This is a genomic window from Planctellipticum variicoloris (assembly GCF_030622045.1).
Classification (GTDB): domain Bacteria; phylum Planctomycetota; class Planctomycetia; order Planctomycetales; family Planctomycetaceae; genus Planctellipticum; species Planctellipticum variicoloris.
Genome location: NZ_CP130886.1, coordinates 5,489,013 through 5,504,885 on the forward strand (window position 1 = coordinate 5,489,013; position 15,873 = coordinate 5,504,885).

Genomic DNA, 15,873 nt, shown 5'->3' on the forward strand with positions numbered 1-15,873 from the left:
AGCTGACTCCACGTCACGCACCCAGCGCCGCCCGCGTCCGCGCCACCAGATTGCTGTCGCCGTCCCCGCTCCCCTTCAGATTGAACACCGACAACGCCAGATATAACGGACGCCACGTCGGTGTCACGTGGCCGTAGTCCTCCAGCACGGCGGTGCTGAACTTGTAGTCGTGAGCGTCCCGACCCTTCAGGAACACGTACCGGCGGGCGGTGTCGATTACGCCGTAGGGATCGCCTCCCGTCGACAGGAACGACTGCAGCTTGCGAGCGGCTGAAAGTCCATCCCGGCCGACATCGGAGAAGATCGCCTCCTGCGTCACCGTGCCGGGCTGAGCATTCGGCTGCAGCACATCGTCGATCGACAGCGCCTGCAGCTTACCCCGGCGCTCGGCCGCGTCACGGAACAGGCTGGTGAATGCGCAGGCCTGCAGCAACAGTCGCCGACGGAGTGTGTCGTCGCCGACGTTCTGCCACAGAAAGTGCATCGCATTGGCGGTGGTCAGGCCGTGGAGCGGGACGATCCCGGGCTGACGCATCAGCAGTTCACCCGAGGCGATGAAATTGCCGTCCCACACACTGGCAGCACTGACGCCAAGTTCGAGCTGCCGCACGGCTGCGGCCATCGCTTCCGCCGGTGAGGCGGTGCGGTACAGCGTGATCTGGTCACGAGCGGCGTCGTCCGTCACCTTGCCCTGCAGCCAGCCGGCGGGAATCCGTTCGACGAGCGACAAATTCTCGCGCCAGGGCCGGTCGGGGGCGAGGTCGCTCGTTGCAGGGTCGGCTTCGCCTTCGTGATTCAGCAGCGCGAACGCCAGCGACCGGCAGACAGGCTCGGCGTATTCCCAGCCAATCACCTGCAGCGTCCGCCAGGCGTTGGCCAGGAAGATCGCCTTGTGACCGATCGAGCGGAAGTCGCGGGCGGCGTAGCGGGCAAACAGTTCGAAGACTTCCGTGGCGGGCAGCGATCGCACGATTCCCGCGGTGGCGACGTCGGCCTGCGCCACATCCCAGCGGTCCATGGCCTCGATAAACGTCTGACGCGCGTGCGGACCCGCGGGGACTTTGGACTCGTCGACGGCCTGCATGTGCCAGCCGGATTTCTGAGACTCCTCGGCCTGGGCGGACTTGAAATAGTCCAGCGCCCAGAAAAGGGGCAGCCAGCGGTCTTCGTCCGGGCCCGACAGACTGGCGACGTGGCACGCATTCACAACGAGCACGCTGTGGAACTTGAAGCCGACAGCCGGCCGCGGCTGGACATTGCGGACGGCCGCGAGCAGCAGGGACGCGAGAACTTCACGGTATGAAGCGCCGGCGTGAATCCGCTGGCCGACCACTTCGAGCAGGCGATTGCGGGGCGTCTCTTCGATCAGCCGGACGAACGGCTCGATCTCGGCCCGCAACGGAACGAGACCCTTTTCGAGTTTCGCCTCCTGGGCGGAGACCCGCGGCAGTCCGCTCAGGAAGCCGAACTCTGCGGCGGCGCCGAGGGTGCTGCCGAGGGCGGCGGTCTGCAGAAACTGACGACGGTTGGCAGGGTAAGACATGGTGCGACTCCTCAGGTCCGTCAGGGATCGGGCTCCTCTGACATCATACCCGGCTCGTCCGGAATTCCCCGCGAGCGTTTCCGGCACGCCGAGGCGATTTCCAGCAAGTACGGTGACCGGGGCTGGACCGAAGGGAAGCCCCGGTCTTCGGCCTGTCCGGCGCATCGCGAAAACGCTCCTGCCCCGGCCACCCACACCCGTCAGGTCCGTGCGGCGCGCCGGTCAGTTCCCCCGAATCGGCAGGCTGATCACGAGGGCGGCGATGCGCGCCTCAGTGCTGCGGCGGTTGGGAACGTGGCATTTCAGGCATTCCGATTCAAGCATGATCCGCGCCGCCCGGCGATAGACGCCGTCTTCGATCCGCTCGAAATGCTCGGCGCCGGAGGCCAGGGCTTTGACGGCCTGCTGTTCGAACTCGCTGCCGGCCTTGTGGTCGACGTTCATCGGCGGTGCATTGACCGCCAGCCAGCGCAGCTCGACTTTGCGTTTGCGGGCAACTTCGGCGAAGACCGTTCTGAAGGCCGCGGCGGGGAGCGTGAGGCCTTCGTCGAGACGATAATACTCGTGATGGACCACCTGCAGCAGGTCGCCGAGCGCGTCGTGCAGCAGCTCCGCCCGGCCGCGGGCTTCGTCCGGGGTCGGGAGCGCGGCCGCCGGTTCGCTCGTGTTGGGCGGGGCGGCGATCATGGCGCCGGCCAGACCGGTTACGATGACCAGCGTCAGGAGAGTTCGGTGCATGGCCAAGCGTCCCTCGTAATTGACTTCAAAGATATGGAGACTCGGGTGGCACGCCCGGAGTCTTCGAAGGGCGTGGTCTCTGTACTTTGAGACGACACTCCCCTCGTAAAGTCTCCGGACCTGCCGTCCCAAATCCGCTTCTTCGACACCGATCACTCGTCGTTGACCGGAATGCTGATCACCAGACCGGCGAAACGGGGCGTCTTGCCGGCGTCTGCGGAAAGTCCGGCGTGGCAACCGACGCAACCGCCCGACAGCGGAATGGGGGTCGCCCGTCGGTAGTACCCGTCCTCAACGCGTTCGAGCTCTTCCTTGCCGATGGTGAATTCCCGGACCGCCTGCTTTTCGAAACTGGTCTCCGGTTCGTGATCGATACTCATGGCCTTCGTATTGCCGGAGATCCAGCGGGCCTTGCCAAGAGACTGGCGGGACATGTCATCGAAAATATCCTCCATCGCGCGGGCCGGTATGGTGGACCGGTTGATGTGGAAATAGCGATGGTGCATCACTTCCAACGTGGAAGAGTAAACTGTGTGCATCAACTTCGCCCGGTCGCGGGCGACCGCAACTGAAACTCGCGCGTCCTTTTCAGCCGGCTTCTCCTGCGGTGGATCGGCCCGCAGAGCCAGGGTTGCACCGAAAACCGCGACAATGCCGGCGGCCATACACAGGTGGGTCCAAGGTCGAGAAATCATGGCGTCTCTCCGGGGACTGTGGCCGAAGTCTCGGCCGGGGCGGGGGGAACAGGCGGGGGGGGACAGGCAGGTCTTTCGCAGCAAACCCATCGGACATTCTTGATCCTCAGGATAGATGGGATCGGGGTTCCGAGGCAAGTCTCTGGATATTTTTATCCAATTTTGTCGTCCGTGCTTTGCCGGGACGGGCGAAGCGCCCGTGTTTGTACGCGACGGGGCCGGGTCGCCAGAAAGTCGACTCAAGTTTGTTGAGGCCGACGGTCGATGCGCGCAGGAACGTTCCCCTGTCGTCCCATGCCGGCCACTTCCCATGCCCGCTTCCGACACTCCACCGAACTCCACCGCCGGCCGGGCCGGCGGACTGGCGATTTCGCTGGCGTTCTGGATGGCACTGGTCGTTGCGGCGCTGCTGTTCGCCACGGTCAATCTCTCGCCGCGACTGGCCACGCTGCTGAAACTGCGCGACGAACACTACGCCAATCAGATGCGGTTGGTGGCGCTGGAGAAACAGGCCCGGCAGCTCGAGCGGGTGGTCGAAGCCCTGGAGCATGACCCCGCATTCGCCGCTGAAATGGCGAGACTGGAATTCGATGCCCTCCGTCCCGGCGAAGAAGTGATCTCCGTCGATCGTAAGCTGGCCCTGGACGCCCGCCATGCAGCGACATTCGAAGCGGAACGCCCGGCAACACGCGCCTGGTATTTGCCCGCCGTCGAATTGGTCGCCACGAGCCGGGACCTGCGGAACACGCTGCTGCTGACCGCCGCAGTGCTGGTGGTCGTCTCCTTCACCTGGCTGCAGGAATCGACCGCCGGCCAGATCGAAGCCGGCGGCCGCGCTCTGCAGAGCGTCTGGGGCCGCTATCGAAGAAGAAGTGAATAGTGGCTAGTGGTTGGTGGCTAGTGAGGACAAAGTTCGCATTGCGAGAAGACGCCGGCGATCAGCGATTCGCGATAAGCCCTCTTGTTTCTGGCGACTCGCGATTCCCTGCTCGCTACTCGCTCTCCCTACCTCACCAGAAAATTCAGCGTATAGCTCGCCATTTTTCCGCTCAGTTCGTCGAACACCGTCAGCTTGAGCGTGTGCGGGCCAAGGGGCAGGTTGTTCGGAATCGCGAACTGATAATTGTGGAAGTAATCCCGCCGGGGCGTCCGGCAGAGGTCCTCGGTGGCGGGAAAATCTTTCTGCCAGCGGACTTCGCCCGACGGGCCCAGAATCTCCAGCAATGACCGCAGGACGGTGCGGTGCTGGCCGTCGCCCGTCGGTTCGCTCTTGAAGTTCTGCAGCTCCGCATACAGCAGAGTCTCCTGGCCGGGATTGAACTCGTCGCGCGGGAACCGCTGGTAGTTGCCGAAGTACTGAATCTGTTCGCAGAACGCGAGGTTGTGGATCTCCAGATCGGACTTTTCGCGCAGCCGCTGAGCCGCGTTGTTGAGCTGGGCCAGCGTCTGCGAAGCGCGGTCCCGTTCCGACGGAATGTGTTCGCTGTCGAGGTAATTCGAAACCGCCCAGAAGAGCTGCTGCAGGAATTCCTGGTCGGCGGAATTCACTTCCGGCACCGCCGTCAGCGCCCGTTCCGGATGGTCGGCCATCAGGTACAGCATGCGCAGGAAGACATGCTTGCGCAGATAGCTGTGGCGGGACTCGGCGGTCGCGCCGGGCTGAGCCGTGGCGACATCCTGTTCGGCAACCGAAATGATCCGATCCAGATCGGCCTTCCAGGTGGGACTGGCGGGCTTCGTCGCAGCAACCGGCGTCGCCGCTGTTCCGGCCGCTGCGCCGGATGGCCCGACGCGCGCCGGAGAGTTGGCCTGGGAGGTTGACCCGATGGCGGCCGGCTGAGAGAGGCCGTACGGCGTCTGCGTCGCGGTCGCTTGCGGAGCGGCTCCCAGCGGCTGAAGTGCGGCATTGAGAGCCGGGTTGTCGACCTGATGCATCACCGGCTGAACCCGCCGCGCCGCCAGCGGATCGTCAAATGCCCCGGCGGCATGGACGACAGGATTCGGGGCGGTCGCATCGTTGTGCTGCAGGAGTTGAATGCCGGTCCCGGCGGGGCCGGACGTTGCCGGAGAAGTCTGGCTCACGCCGGCCGGCCGGCTCCACGGATTGACCTGGCCCACAATGTCCGCGGCCGCCTGAGGACGTTGAGCAGTCGCCGAGCGGACGGTGTCTTCCGCCTGCGTATTGCGTTCGGCAATCTGAATGCTCAGGCGGCGAACCCGGAGAAGTTCGGGAACGAGGGCCGGGTCGACTTTCTTGAGCTGGTCGTACCAGGATGCCTTTTCGTCGGGGCTGGCGTCGCGGAGCTCGGAGTCGATCAGGGCGAGAACTTCGGGGCGAAACGACAGCGCCGCCGTGCTGCCGCCGGCTGGTGTAATCGTCGTCTCGATTTTCGCGACGGTCTGTGTCTCGGGCGTCCCGGTCGCGGCGGCAGGCGTGATCTCGCCAGGCTTACGAAACGGATTGCTCTCGTCGGCCCCGGCCGTCTTCGCTTCCGCAGGTTTGGCCTGCGCCATCTGGTCCGGCGGTACTGGCGGTACCTGCGGTGGTCCCGGAGGGATGGCCGGCGCTTTGGGAGCGCAGTTTTCGTTCTTGGCGATCGGCCTGGAGAAAGGGTTCGCCCAGAAGCCGGAGCTCCCGGTGGATGCACACCCGCTGGCCCCGATCAGGGCGACGGTGCAGCACGCGAGCAGCCAGGATTGCTTCATCTGCAGCGAATTCCGCAGGAGATGGAAAAGGAAACTGAAAAAGTCGATGGGAGAGCGGGACACTAGCCAAATCTGCCGGACCCAACAAGACGAGGGACCTGCTGCGGAACGTCCCCGGCGACCTGTTCCGGGCGGATTGGCGCGCTATCCGGCAGATGTTGCCGAACGGACGGGTCAGCGGCCGGCGGTCCTCCGGCCTTTCCCCTTCTCCGCGGGAAACGCCGAGGTCTGTTTACGATACTGCCCCGGCGTCTGCCCCGTTTCACGCTTGAAGACGACGCTCAGGTACTCGGGATGCTCAAAACCCGCCCGTTCGGCGATCTGCGGCAGCGCGAGGTCAGTCTCCGCAAGAAGCTGTTTCACGCGTTTGAGCTGCACTCCGCGGATCTCGTTCTGAGGCGACCGGTTGAGATACCGGCGGAAGCTCCGTTCGAGCACGCTGCGGGTGGCGTTCACGTGCCGCAGCACATCGGCGACGGCAATTCCGTCGCAGGCGTGCTCGCGGATATAGCGGACGGCCGCCGCAACCTGGGGATCGGGAATCGCGAGCACGTCCGTCGACTGCCGAGTCACGACGCCCACCGGGTCGACAATGATCTCCGTCGAGGCGGGGATCTCGCCGCGCATCAGCGTGTCGAGCAGAGCGGCAGCCTCGTAACCGACCCGTAGCGGATTCGGTACGACGCTCGACAGAGGCGGGTCGGCGAGCTGGCAGAGCAGTTCGTCGTTGTCGACGCCAATCACGGCAACCTCTTCGGGAACCGCCAGATTGCACCGGCGGCAGGCATCGAGCACCTGCAGCCCGCGCATGTCATTGCAAGCCATCACGCCGACCGGCTTCGGCAGAGCTTGCAGCCACGCGCCGAGCGCCGCCTGCTGCTGGTCCCACGTCGGCCCGCGGGTGGAATCCCAGTCCGAGTTGTAAATGGCGACCTGCGCACGGGGAATCGGCAGGCTGGCCACGAACCCCGCCTGCCGCCGTTCGGACCAGTCCTGATGGTCGAAACCGCAGAAAGCGAAGTGATGAAACCCGCGCTCAATCAGATGCCGGGCCGCCAGCTCGCTCACAGCCGCATGATTGGCCCAGACGTGCGGCAGACCGAAGCCGCCGTAGATGTCGGTCAGATCGACCGCGGGAATCTGCCGCCGGTCGAGCGTCCGGGCGAGATCCGTGTTCGTCCACCGGCTGATCACGCCGTCGCCGTCCCAGCGGGAAAACCATTCGGGAGGAGCCGCCGTCAGTTCCCGCTGATCGAGATACACCGACCACGGCTCGTGTTCGACGACGTAGCGATTAATGCCACGGAGCGCCTCGCGGCCGTAGACCAGCGAAGTTTCGATCATCAACAGAACACGACGGCGCGGCATGGTCTGTAACAGGTCTCAACGAGGGTCGCTCAGTCTGGAACGCCAGACTGTTCCGTGGAACTCTAGTTTTCACAGTTTCACAAAGCCTTGCGATATGTCTCAGTACGAGGTTACAGCGTTCAGGATTCGACAACCAGTCTCAAGAGGCAGCCCGAAAAACTCATTGAGCTGGTCCCCCCGGACCGCAACACTGCTACAATGCAGCACGCCGTCCAGTCTCCCGCCTGCCTGACCCGCCACTGCGAGCTTCTTCCAATGTCGTGTTTTCGCTCAGCGCCGGTATTCCTGGCCTTCACTCTGGCGCACCTCTCGACGATTCCCGTCGCCGCACAATCCACCGCCATCGACTTCGGCCGGGAAATCCGCCCATTGCTCGCACGAAAGTGCTACTCCTGCCACGGCCCCGACAAGGGCGAAGGGGGCCTCCACCTGCACGAACGGGATGCCGCCTTCAAACGGCTGGAATCCGGCGAGCACGCCATCGTCCCGGGCAAGTCCGACGAGAGTGAACTGCTCAAGCGAGTAACAAGTACTGACCACGACCTCCGGATGCCTCCCGAGGGGAAGCCCCTGACGCCGGAAGAGGTCGATCTCCTCAAACGCTGGATCGACAGCGGAGCCACCTGGCAGTTGCACTGGGCCTTTCAGCCCGTGCAGGACCCTCCAGCGCCCGCCGTGCAGAATCCCGCCTGGGTCCGCAATCCGATCGATGCGTTCGTGCTGGCAAAGCTGGAGCAGCACAACCTGCCTCCCAATCCGCAGGCGTCAGCCGCAACCCTGCTCCGCCGGCTCTCCGTGGATCTGACCGGCCTGCCCCCGTCGTTTGCCGAAATGCAGGCGTTTGAAACGGAGTCCGCCGCGAATCCCGATGCCGCGTACGAGGCCGCCGTCGATCGGCTGCTCGCCTCGGAACGCTACGGCGAACAATGGGCGCGACACTGGCTCGATGTCGTCCGCTTCGCCGAGACCAACAGCTTCGAACGCGACGGCGTGAAACCGTACGCCTGGCGTTACCGCGACTACGTAATCCGCTCGCTCAACGAAGACAAACCCTACGACCGCTTTCTCAAGGAACAGCTCGCCGGCGATGAGCTGCCCGACGACACCGCCGACTCGCTGATCGCCACCGGCTTCTATCGTCTGGGAGTCTGGGACGACGAACCCGCCGATCGGTTGCTCGCCGTCTACGACGGCTATGACGACATCGTCACCACCATCGGCCAGGGCCTGCTGGCGATGACGGTCAATTGCGCACGGTGTCACGATCACAAGATCGATCCCATACCGGCGGCCGACTACTACAGCTTCGTAGCGTTCATTCGCAATCTCACGCCCAACGGCTACGAGAATCCGAACACCGTCCAGCCGATCTTCCCGAACCCGGGAGATCGCGAGCGGTACGAAACCGCCGTGAAACTGCTGCGCGAAAAGCAGGATCGTCTGCAGGCGCAGGTCAGCGAGTTCGAGAACGAATTCCGCGGCAAGATCCAGGCCGCCGCCGCTCCAGCGGGGATGGAAGACCTCGACGACCTGGAATATCGCTTCTACCGCGAGACATTCGACAAACTGCCCGACTTCGACGCGCTCAAACCCGAAACGGTCGCCAGGCTCGAACGCCCCTACTTCGACATCCGCCCGGCGACCCGCGAAAACTTCTTTGGCTTCGTCTTCACCGGCGTCCTGAAGGTCCCCGCGGACGGCGAATACACGTTTACCGTCGACTCAGACGATGGCGTCCGGCTCGTCCTCGAAGGGAAAGAAGTCCTCAAATACGACGGCATTCATGGCGTGGGAAGCCCCAAAGTCGTCAAGGTCGCGTTGAAGCAGGGCCGGGTTCCCGTGCGGCTGGATTACTTCCAGGGACAGGGAGGCAGGGGGCTGTCGGTGCAATGGTCGGGATCCAAGTTCGCCGACCGATACCTCTCGGCGACGACCGCAGACGGCACCGACATCGCCGACCTGCAGAAGCAGACCCCCGGCGCCATCAACGGGCGGAACCGCAGCCCGATCGGCGAACAGATGAAGACCCGCGGACAACAAGTCCTGGGGGCGGAGCGGTTCGCGCAATTCGAACAGGCCCGGGAGGCCCTCCAAGCCGCGAAACGCGAGAAGCCGTGGGATCAATACGCCCTGTGCGTCACCGAGCACGGCCCGACGGCCCCCGAGACGTTCATTCTCCGCCGGGGCAATCCCCAGGCGCAGGGCGACCTGGTCGAGCCCGCCTTTCTCGGGATTCTGGGAGGCGGCCCGGCGAAGGTCGAATCGCGTCCCGAAGGATCGCGAACGACGGGCCGTCGAATGGAACTGGCGAACTGGATTGCATCGACGGACAATCCGCTGGCGACCCGCGTCATCGTCAACCGGCTCTGGCAGCACCACTTCGGCCGCGGCATCGTCCGCTCGCCGAACAACTTCGGCCAGCTCGGCGAACCCCCGACCCATCCGGAGCTGCTCGACTGGCTCGCTTCCGAACTGGTCCGCCAGGGTTGGAAACTCAAGCCGCTCCACAAACTGATGGTGATGTCGAACACCTACCGGCAGTCGTCACTCGGCCGGGAGGATGGCCTGGCCCGCGATCCCGGCAACGACTGGTTCTGGCGCTACAACCTGCGACGTCTCAGCGCCGAAGAACTGCGAGACTCAGTGCTGGCGGTCAACGGCCGGCTGAACCCGAAGATGTATGGTCCAGGGATCTATCCGGAAATTTCTCAGGAAGTCCTGGCGGGTCAGTCTCAGCCCGGCAGCGGCTGGGGCAAATCGTCCTACGAGGAGCAAGCCCGCCGGAGCGTCTACATCCACGTGAAGCGGTCGCTGATCGTCCCCGAGCTGTCGACCTTCGACTTCCCCGACACCGACACGACCTGCGAAGCCCGCTTCCACACCACGCAGCCCGGTCAGGCCCTGAGCCTGCTCAACGGCGCCTTCTTCAACCAGCAGGCGGAAGAGCTGGCGACGCGCGTGAAGCGCGAAGCCGGCGAACAGCCCGCGGCCCGCATCGCGCGAGCCGTCGAACTGGTCCTCGACCGGCCGGCGACGCCCGCCGAGATCGACCGGGGCCGGAAACTGATCGAAACCCTGCAGACAAAACACCAGCAGACCCCCGACGCAGCCTTCAACCACTACTGCCTGATGGTGCTCAATCTCAACGAGTTCATTTACGTGGAATAGCGTAGGGCAGGCTCCCGCCTGCCGAAATGTGGCTCAACGAGCTTGCTGACGTGAAATCGTCAGAGGACGCTTCTTGACTACGAATCTCACGAACGAACACAAAGGACTGAACCGCGAAAGGCACGAAAAAGGAATCAGTCTGCATTGTTGACACTCCGATTCGTGCTCATTCGTGTGATTCGTGGTTGTCTCCGTTCCGAAAACTCCCCTGCCTGACACAGCCAGGAACCTGACATGGCCTCAAACAATCACCCCACCGGCGGCTTCTGCGGACGAACCCGTCGCGAGTTCCTCTGGCAGGCCGGCGGCGGCTTCGCCGGACTGGCCCTCGCCGGCCTCCTCGATCAGGACGGCTTTCTGGACCGCCAGGCAGTCGCGGCCGACGGCTCAACGCCGTGGCAGAATCCGCTCGCCCCCAAACCGCCGCACTTCGCTCCCAGGGCGAAGAACGTGATCTTCCTCTTCATGTACGGCGGCCCGAGCCACATCGACACGTTCGATTACAAACCGGCCATGAAGGGCCGGGATAACCAGACGATCGCAGTCAAGACCTTCGGTCGCGGCGGCCACAAGAACGAAGGCCGGATCGTCGAGCCGCGCTGGAACTTCAAGCAGTACGGCGAATGCGGCAAGTGGGTCAGTGACCTCTTCCCGCATCTCGCACAGCACGTCGACGATATGGCCTTCCTGCACTCAATGACCGCCGACTCGCCAATTCACGGCTCAGCCATGTTGATGATGAACTCCGGCCGGATCCTCTCCGGTTTCCCCTGCCTGGGCTCGTGGGTCAACTACGGCCTCGGCAGCGAGAACCAGAACCTGCCCGGCTTCGTGGTGATGCTCGACCCGACCGGCGGTCCGATCAGCGGCGCCAAGAACTGGTCGAGCGGCTTCATGCCCGCCACCTACCAGGGGACGACGTTCCGCACGCAGGGCGCGCCCATCCTGGACCTCAAGCCGCGCGACGGCATGACGCGAGCCGCCCAGCGCGAACTCCTCGACGCGCTGCATGCCCAGAACGTCGAACACGCCTCGATCCGCCCCGGTAACAGCGATCTGCAGGCCCGGATCGCCAGCTACGAACTGGCCTACAAAATGCAGGAGAGCGCCCCCGAAGCGACCGACTTCGGCCAGGAGACCGCAGACACTCAGAAACTCTACGGCCTCGACGATCCGCGAAAGAAGGACTTCGGGACCAAGTGCCTGCTCGCCCGCCGGCTGGTCGAACGCGGCGTCCGGTTCATTCAGGTCTACTCGGGCGGCGCCCACAACGACGACAACTGGGACGCCCACTCGGACATCGAGAAGAACCACAACTATCACGCCTACAACACCGATCAGCCGATCGCCGCCCTGCTGCAGGACCTGAAGCAGCGCGACATGCTGAAAGATACGCTCGTCGTCTGGGGGGGCGAGTTCGGCCGGCAACCGACGGCAGAGTACGCCAAGGGGACCGGCCGGGACCACAACTCCTACGGCTTCACCATGTGGATGGCCGGCGGCGGCCTGAAAGGGGGCGTCAGCGTTGGCACGACCGATGAACTCGGTTCAGCCGCCGTCGACCAGCCGATGCACGTCAAGCGCCTGCACGCCACAATCCTGAATCAGATGGGCCTCGATCCCAACAAGCTGTCCTACTTCTACAGCGGCCTGGATCAAAAGCTGGTCGGCGTGGAGCACATCGAACCGATTCACGAAATCATCGCGTAGGGGACATCTCGACGCCCAGCACCCGCGTTCCCAGGCGGAGCCTGTAAACCATCTCAGACTTCCGCTCTACGCAAGAATGTCCGTCACGACCTTGCCTGCCAGACCCGTCAGGCGGAAGTCGCGGCCGGAGAAGAAATAGGTCAGCTTCGTGTGGTTGAAGCCGAGCAGGTGCAGGATGGTGGCGTGGAAGTCGTGGATGTGGACCGGGTTCTCCACGATCTTGATGCCGTGCTCGTCGGTCGCGCCGTAGGCCATCCCCCCCTTCACGCCGCCGCCGGCGAGCCAGCAGGTGAAGGCGTCCTTGTAATGGTCGCGCCCGTCCGCCGCGTCCTTCTTGGCACTGGGGGTCCGGCCGAACTCGGTGCACCAGACGATCAGCGTCTCATCCAGCAGGCCGCGCTGTTTGAGATCCGTGATCAACGCCCCCATGCCGCGGTCGACGTTCTTCGCCAGCTTGTCGTAGGACTGCATCTTGCTGTGCGCGTCCCAGTTTCCGCTGGCCCCCTTGTCGATCAGCTCGATGAACCGCACGCCCCGCTCGCTCATCCGCCGGGCCACCAGGCACTGCCAGGCGAAGCTCTTCGTGTCGTTGCGGTCGATGCCGTAGAGTTTGAACGTCTCTTCCGATTCGTCCGCCAGGTCAAAGACCTGCGGCGCCGTCTTCTGCAGACCGACCGCCGCCTCGAACGAGTACATCCGGGCGTCGAGCACGCCGTCCCCTGGCCGTGCGTCGCGATGCCGGGCGTTCATCCGGCCCAGCAATTCCAGTTCGCGGGACTGGTAGCGGGCCAGGGCGGGATCGGGATTCAGATTGGCGATCGGCTCGGCCCCCGGCGTGATCCGCGTCCCCTGATGATACGCCGGCAGAAAGTTCGAATCCCACGCCTGCGAGCCGGCATACGGCAGCTTCTCCGCAAACACCACGTGCGACGGCAGATTCGCGTTCTCGGTCCCCAGGCCATAGCTCACCCAGGCCCCGACGCCCGGCAGCGTCCCCGCCATTGCGCCGGAGTGCATGCTGAGCGTCGCTTCAAAGTGATCCCCCTTGTCGCCGTGCATCGAGCGAATCAGGCACAGGTCGTCGGCGCACTGGCCCGTGTAGGGGAACAGGTCCGAAATCTCCAGTCCCGATTCCCCATACCGCTGCGAACCCCACAGGCTCCCGGTGAGGATTCGATCCTTACCGACCTCTTTCCCGTGATCCCGCCGGAGGGCCGGCTTGGGATCGAACGAATCGACGTGTGACACGCCGCCGGGCATGAAGAACAGAATCACCCGCTTCGCCCGGGCCGCGAACTGCGTTGCCTGCGGCGCCAGGGGATTCGTTCCGGCCAGGAGCGGCGAAGCTCCGAGAGCCCCCAGCCCCAGGGCGCCCGCCACCGCCTGCCGCAGCACTTCGCGTCGTGAAAGTTCGTTCGACATGTCGGACTCTCCGCACTTCGGAATCGCGTCCCGTGGTCAATCGACGTAAACAAACTCGTTCGAACTCAGCATGACCCGCGCAAAGCTGGCCCAGGCGAGATCACCCGCCTCTTCCGGCGTGCGTCCTTCCGACTGCAATTGAGACTGGTACGCATCCAGATACTGCAGCGCCTCGGTCTGCTCGGCCGCTACCGCCGGGCGGTTCAGGACCAGTTCATAGGCGAGCTGCACACGGGCTTCCCACGCGGGCGCCGCGTCGCTGAGGCGTTTCGCCAGTGCGTTCGATTTCTCGCGCAGAAACGCGCCGTTCATCATCGACAGCGCCTGCAGCGCCACCGTCGAACTGGCCCGCACGTCCGTGCTCTTGTTCGGATCGGGACCGTCGTAGAGGGCCATGAACGGGTGCTTGTTGAGCCGGGGCTCCATCAGGTAGACCGACCGGTGATTGTGGTCGTAGATTGCGGTGAAGGGATTCCCCTGACTGAATTTCAGCTTGTCATTCGGCGGGAACGGATGCCGGCCGCCAGTCCCCGGTTCGAGCGTCCCGCTGACGGCGAGGATCGAATCCCGCAGCGTCTCCGCATCCATCCGCTGCCGATCGAACCGCCAGTACCAGCGGTTGGCCTCGTCGAGCTTCGCCTGTTCCGGCTGCTCGACGCTGCCGAGCTGGTAGACCGCCGACAGCACGATTTTTCGATGCAGATGCTTGAACGACCAGCCGTGATCCATGAACTCGCGCGCCAGCCAGTCGAGCAGCTCCGGGTGGCTGGCGGGCTCGGCCTGCTTGCCGAAGTTGCTCGGCGTCGCCACCAGCCCTTTGCCGAAGTGGTACTGCCAGATGCGATTGACGACCACCCGCGGCGTCAGCGGATTGGTCGGCGAGGCGATCCACTTCGCAAGCTCCAGCCGGCCGCTCTGACCCTCGGGAATCGTCGGTTTCGCCGGATCGATGGCGCTCAGATAAGCCCGCGGAGCGGGACCACCCATCTTGCGTGGATCGCCACCCATGTATACGGGAACATCACCCGCGCACTTCGGTTTGTCCCGGACCGCCCACGCTTCGGGGGAGTCGTAAACGGTCTTCAGCGACTCCGGAACCGTCAGCGAAACGAAGTCGGCCCGCTCCTTCTGATGCTCGGTTCCAGCGTGGGGATAGAGCGTGCTATGGAAGTAGCCGAACAGGCCGTAGTAGTCTTCCGACGTCACCGGGTCGAACTTGTGGTGATGGCAGCGGGCGCAGCCGAGCGTCAACCCCAGCATCGCCCGGCCCATGGTGTCGATGGTGTCGTCGACGATCAGTTCGTATTCCGCGTTCCGCGAGTTGCCAAACCGCCGGGACAGCGCGATGAACCCAGTCGCGATGATCTTCTCATGGTTCCGCGCATCGTCGGGCGTCTGCTGCGCCAGAAGGTCCCCGGCGAGCTGTTCGACCAGAAACTGGTCATAGGGCATGTCGCGGTTGAAGGCGGCGATCACGTAGTCGCGGTAGTAGCGGGCTTCGGGGACCGGCATGTCGGTCCCGTCGCCGCTCGTGTCCGCGTAGCGGACGAGGTCCAGCCAGTGCCGGCCCCAGCGTTCGCCATAGGCGTCGCTGGCCAGCAGACGATCGACCACACTGGCAAAGGCCTCGGGGGACTCGTCGGCGAGGAAGGCTTCCCGCTCGGCCGGCGTGGGCGGCAGGCCGGTCAGATCGAGCGTCACCCGCCGCAGGAGCGTCCGCTTGTCCGCCGGAGACACGGGCGTCAACTGCTGCGATTCCTGAGCGGCGCGGATGAAGCGGTCGATTTCCGTCCGGCGCCAGGCCGCGTCTTTCACTTCGGGCACACTGACCGTCTGGAGCGGATGAAAGGCCCAGGGGAGTTCATTGGCGGCTGTGGGGTCCATCATGGGGCCGGCTGATTCCGGCCAGACGGCTCCGTCGCGGATCCACTGTTTGAAGTCGGCGATGACATTCGCGGGGAGCGGTTCTTCCGGGGGCATGACCAGCTCTTTGTTGCTGGTTTCGAGCCGCTTGATGAGTTCGCTGGACTCCGGCTTGCCGACGGCCAGCGCAGGCCCGCTCATGCCTCCTTTGGTGAGGTCGGCGAGCCGCTCAATGCTCAGGTCGCCCTCGGGCGTCTTCCCGGCATGGCATTCGCCGCACTTATCAATCAGCACCGGGCGGATGCGCTTCTCAAAGAAGTCGCTCCTGTCGTCCGCCCGCGCTTGGGCGGGGATCACTCCCAGCATGCCCAGCGTCAGGGGCAGCAGCCACGTGCGACAACTCGACGAACCGGCCCGAGCAGGAGAGAACATCAATCAGGCTCCCGCAGGGGGGATGGATTCCGGGTCAGGGTCCGGGGTGGGATTTCGCAGGCGGGGTCGAGTGTATCGAGTCCGGGCATCGACGACGCACTCCACTGTTGATTCTGATCGGCAGGAAATTGGATGTCAATATCCCATTTCCTGCCGATCCGTGAGAATCCCGAAGCTGAGAACGCACCTGCCGCATTCACCGGCGAACTCGCCGTGAAACGGGAAAGG

10 protein-coding genes are annotated in these 15,873 nt (G+C 64.4%); 3 read left to right on the forward strand and 7 right to left on the reverse strand.

All coding sequences use genetic code 11. The annotated features are described in order from the left end of the window. Window positions 1-13: 13 nt before the first annotated feature. The 3 genes from SH412_RS21400 to SH412_RS21410 form a co-directional block, all read right to left on the reverse strand. A complete protein-coding gene (locus SH412_RS21400; RefSeq protein ID WP_336520060.1) occupies window positions 14-1,543 on the reverse strand; it encodes a hypothetical protein in 1,530 nt (509 codons plus the stop codon). 222 nt (window positions 1,544-1,765) lie between these two features. Next, a complete protein-coding gene (locus SH412_RS21405; RefSeq protein WP_336520061.1) occupies window positions 1,766-2,281 on the reverse strand; it encodes a c-type heme family protein in 516 nt (171 codons plus the stop codon). Window positions 2,282-2,433: 152 nt separating this feature from the next. Beyond that, window positions 2,434-2,976, reverse strand: coding sequence for a c-type heme family protein (locus SH412_RS21410; RefSeq protein ID WP_336520062.1), 543 nt, complete (start codon window positions 2,974-2,976; stop codon window positions 2,434-2,436). 310 nt (window positions 2,977-3,286) lie between these two features. Between SH412_RS21410 and SH412_RS21415 the strand changes: the two genes are divergently transcribed. Beyond that, a complete protein-coding gene (locus tag SH412_RS21415) occupies window positions 3,287-3,856 on the forward strand; it encodes an FtsB family cell division protein (protein ID WP_336520063.1) in 570 nt (189 codons plus the stop codon). Between the two features lie 125 nt (window positions 3,857-3,981). Here SH412_RS21415 and SH412_RS21420 read toward each other — a convergent pair whose 3' ends face one another. Further along, entirely contained in the window at window positions 3,982-5,682 is a 1,701-nt protein-coding gene (locus tag SH412_RS21420; RefSeq protein ID WP_336520064.1) for a hypothetical protein, read from the reverse strand. A gap of 174 nt (window positions 5,683-5,856) precedes the next feature. After that, the gene (locus SH412_RS21425; RefSeq protein ID WP_336520065.1) at window positions 5,857-7,050 is read right to left on the reverse strand and encodes a XylR family transcriptional regulator; all 1,194 of its coding nucleotides are present in this window, start codon (window positions 7,048-7,050) and stop codon (window positions 5,857-5,859) included. Between the two features lie 255 nt (window positions 7,051-7,305). Here SH412_RS21425 and SH412_RS21430 point away from each other — a divergent pair, with 255 nt between their 5' ends. After that, on the forward strand, window positions 7,306-10,218 hold the full coding sequence (locus SH412_RS21430; RefSeq protein ID WP_336520066.1) for a DUF1553 domain-containing protein: 2,913 nt from the start codon (window positions 7,306-7,308) through the stop codon (window positions 10,216-10,218). A 234-nt stretch (window positions 10,219-10,452) separates the two neighbouring features. Continuing rightward, window positions 10,453-11,928 (forward strand): DUF1501 domain-containing protein, encoded by a 1,476-nt coding sequence (locus SH412_RS21435; protein WP_336520067.1) that lies wholly within the window; start codon window positions 10,453-10,455, stop codon window positions 11,926-11,928. Window positions 11,929-11,994: 66 nt separating this feature from the next. Here SH412_RS21435 and SH412_RS21440 read toward each other — a convergent pair whose 3' ends face one another. Both SH412_RS21440 and SH412_RS21445 read right to left on the reverse strand, forming a co-directional pair. Beyond that, window positions 11,995-13,350, reverse strand: a complete 1,356-nt coding sequence (locus tag SH412_RS21440) for a DUF1501 domain-containing protein (RefSeq protein ID WP_336520068.1) — start codon at window positions 13,348-13,350, stop codon at window positions 11,995-11,997. A gap of 36 nt (window positions 13,351-13,386) precedes the next feature. Continuing rightward, window positions 13,387-15,645 (reverse strand): PSD1 and planctomycete cytochrome C domain-containing protein, encoded by a 2,259-nt coding sequence (locus SH412_RS21445; RefSeq protein WP_336520069.1) that lies wholly within the window; start codon window positions 15,643-15,645, stop codon window positions 13,387-13,389. Window positions 15,646-15,873: the final 228 nt, after the last annotated feature.

What these genes read in the sequence shown, in the direction of transcription:
- SH412_RS21400 (WP_336520060.1), bottom strand. Translation starts at nt 1,543, where the DNA reads ATGTCTTACCCTGCCAACCGTCGTCAGTTTCTGCAGACCGCCGCCCTC.
- SH412_RS21405 (WP_336520061.1), bottom strand. Translation starts at nt 2,281, where the DNA reads ATGCACCGAACTCTCCTGACGCTGGTCATCGTAACCGGTCTGGCCGGC.
- SH412_RS21410 (WP_336520062.1), bottom strand. Translation starts at nt 2,976, where the DNA reads ATGATTTCTCGACCTTGGACCCACCTGTGTATGGCCGCCGGCATTGTC.
- SH412_RS21415 (WP_336520063.1), top strand. Translation starts at nt 3,287, where the DNA reads ATGCCCGCTTCCGACACTCCACCGAACTCCACCGCCGGCCGGGCCGGC.
- SH412_RS21420 (WP_336520064.1), bottom strand. Translation starts at nt 5,682, where the DNA reads ATGAAGCAATCCTGGCTGCTCGCGTGCTGCACCGTCGCCCTGATCGGG.
- SH412_RS21425 (WP_336520065.1), bottom strand. Translation starts at nt 7,050, where the DNA reads ATGCCGCGCCGTCGTGTTCTGTTGATGATCGAAACTTCGCTGGTCTAC.
- SH412_RS21430 (WP_336520066.1), top strand. Translation starts at nt 7,306, where the DNA reads ATGTCGTGTTTTCGCTCAGCGCCGGTATTCCTGGCCTTCACTCTGGCG.
- SH412_RS21435 (WP_336520067.1), top strand. Translation starts at nt 10,453, where the DNA reads ATGGCCTCAAACAATCACCCCACCGGCGGCTTCTGCGGACGAACCCGT.
- SH412_RS21440 (WP_336520068.1), bottom strand. Translation starts at nt 13,350, where the DNA reads ATGTCGAACGAACTTTCACGACGCGAAGTGCTGCGGCAGGCGGTGGCG.
- SH412_RS21445 (WP_336520069.1), bottom strand. Translation starts at nt 15,645, where the DNA reads ATGTTCTCTCCTGCTCGGGCCGGTTCGTCGAGTTGTCGCACGTGGCTG.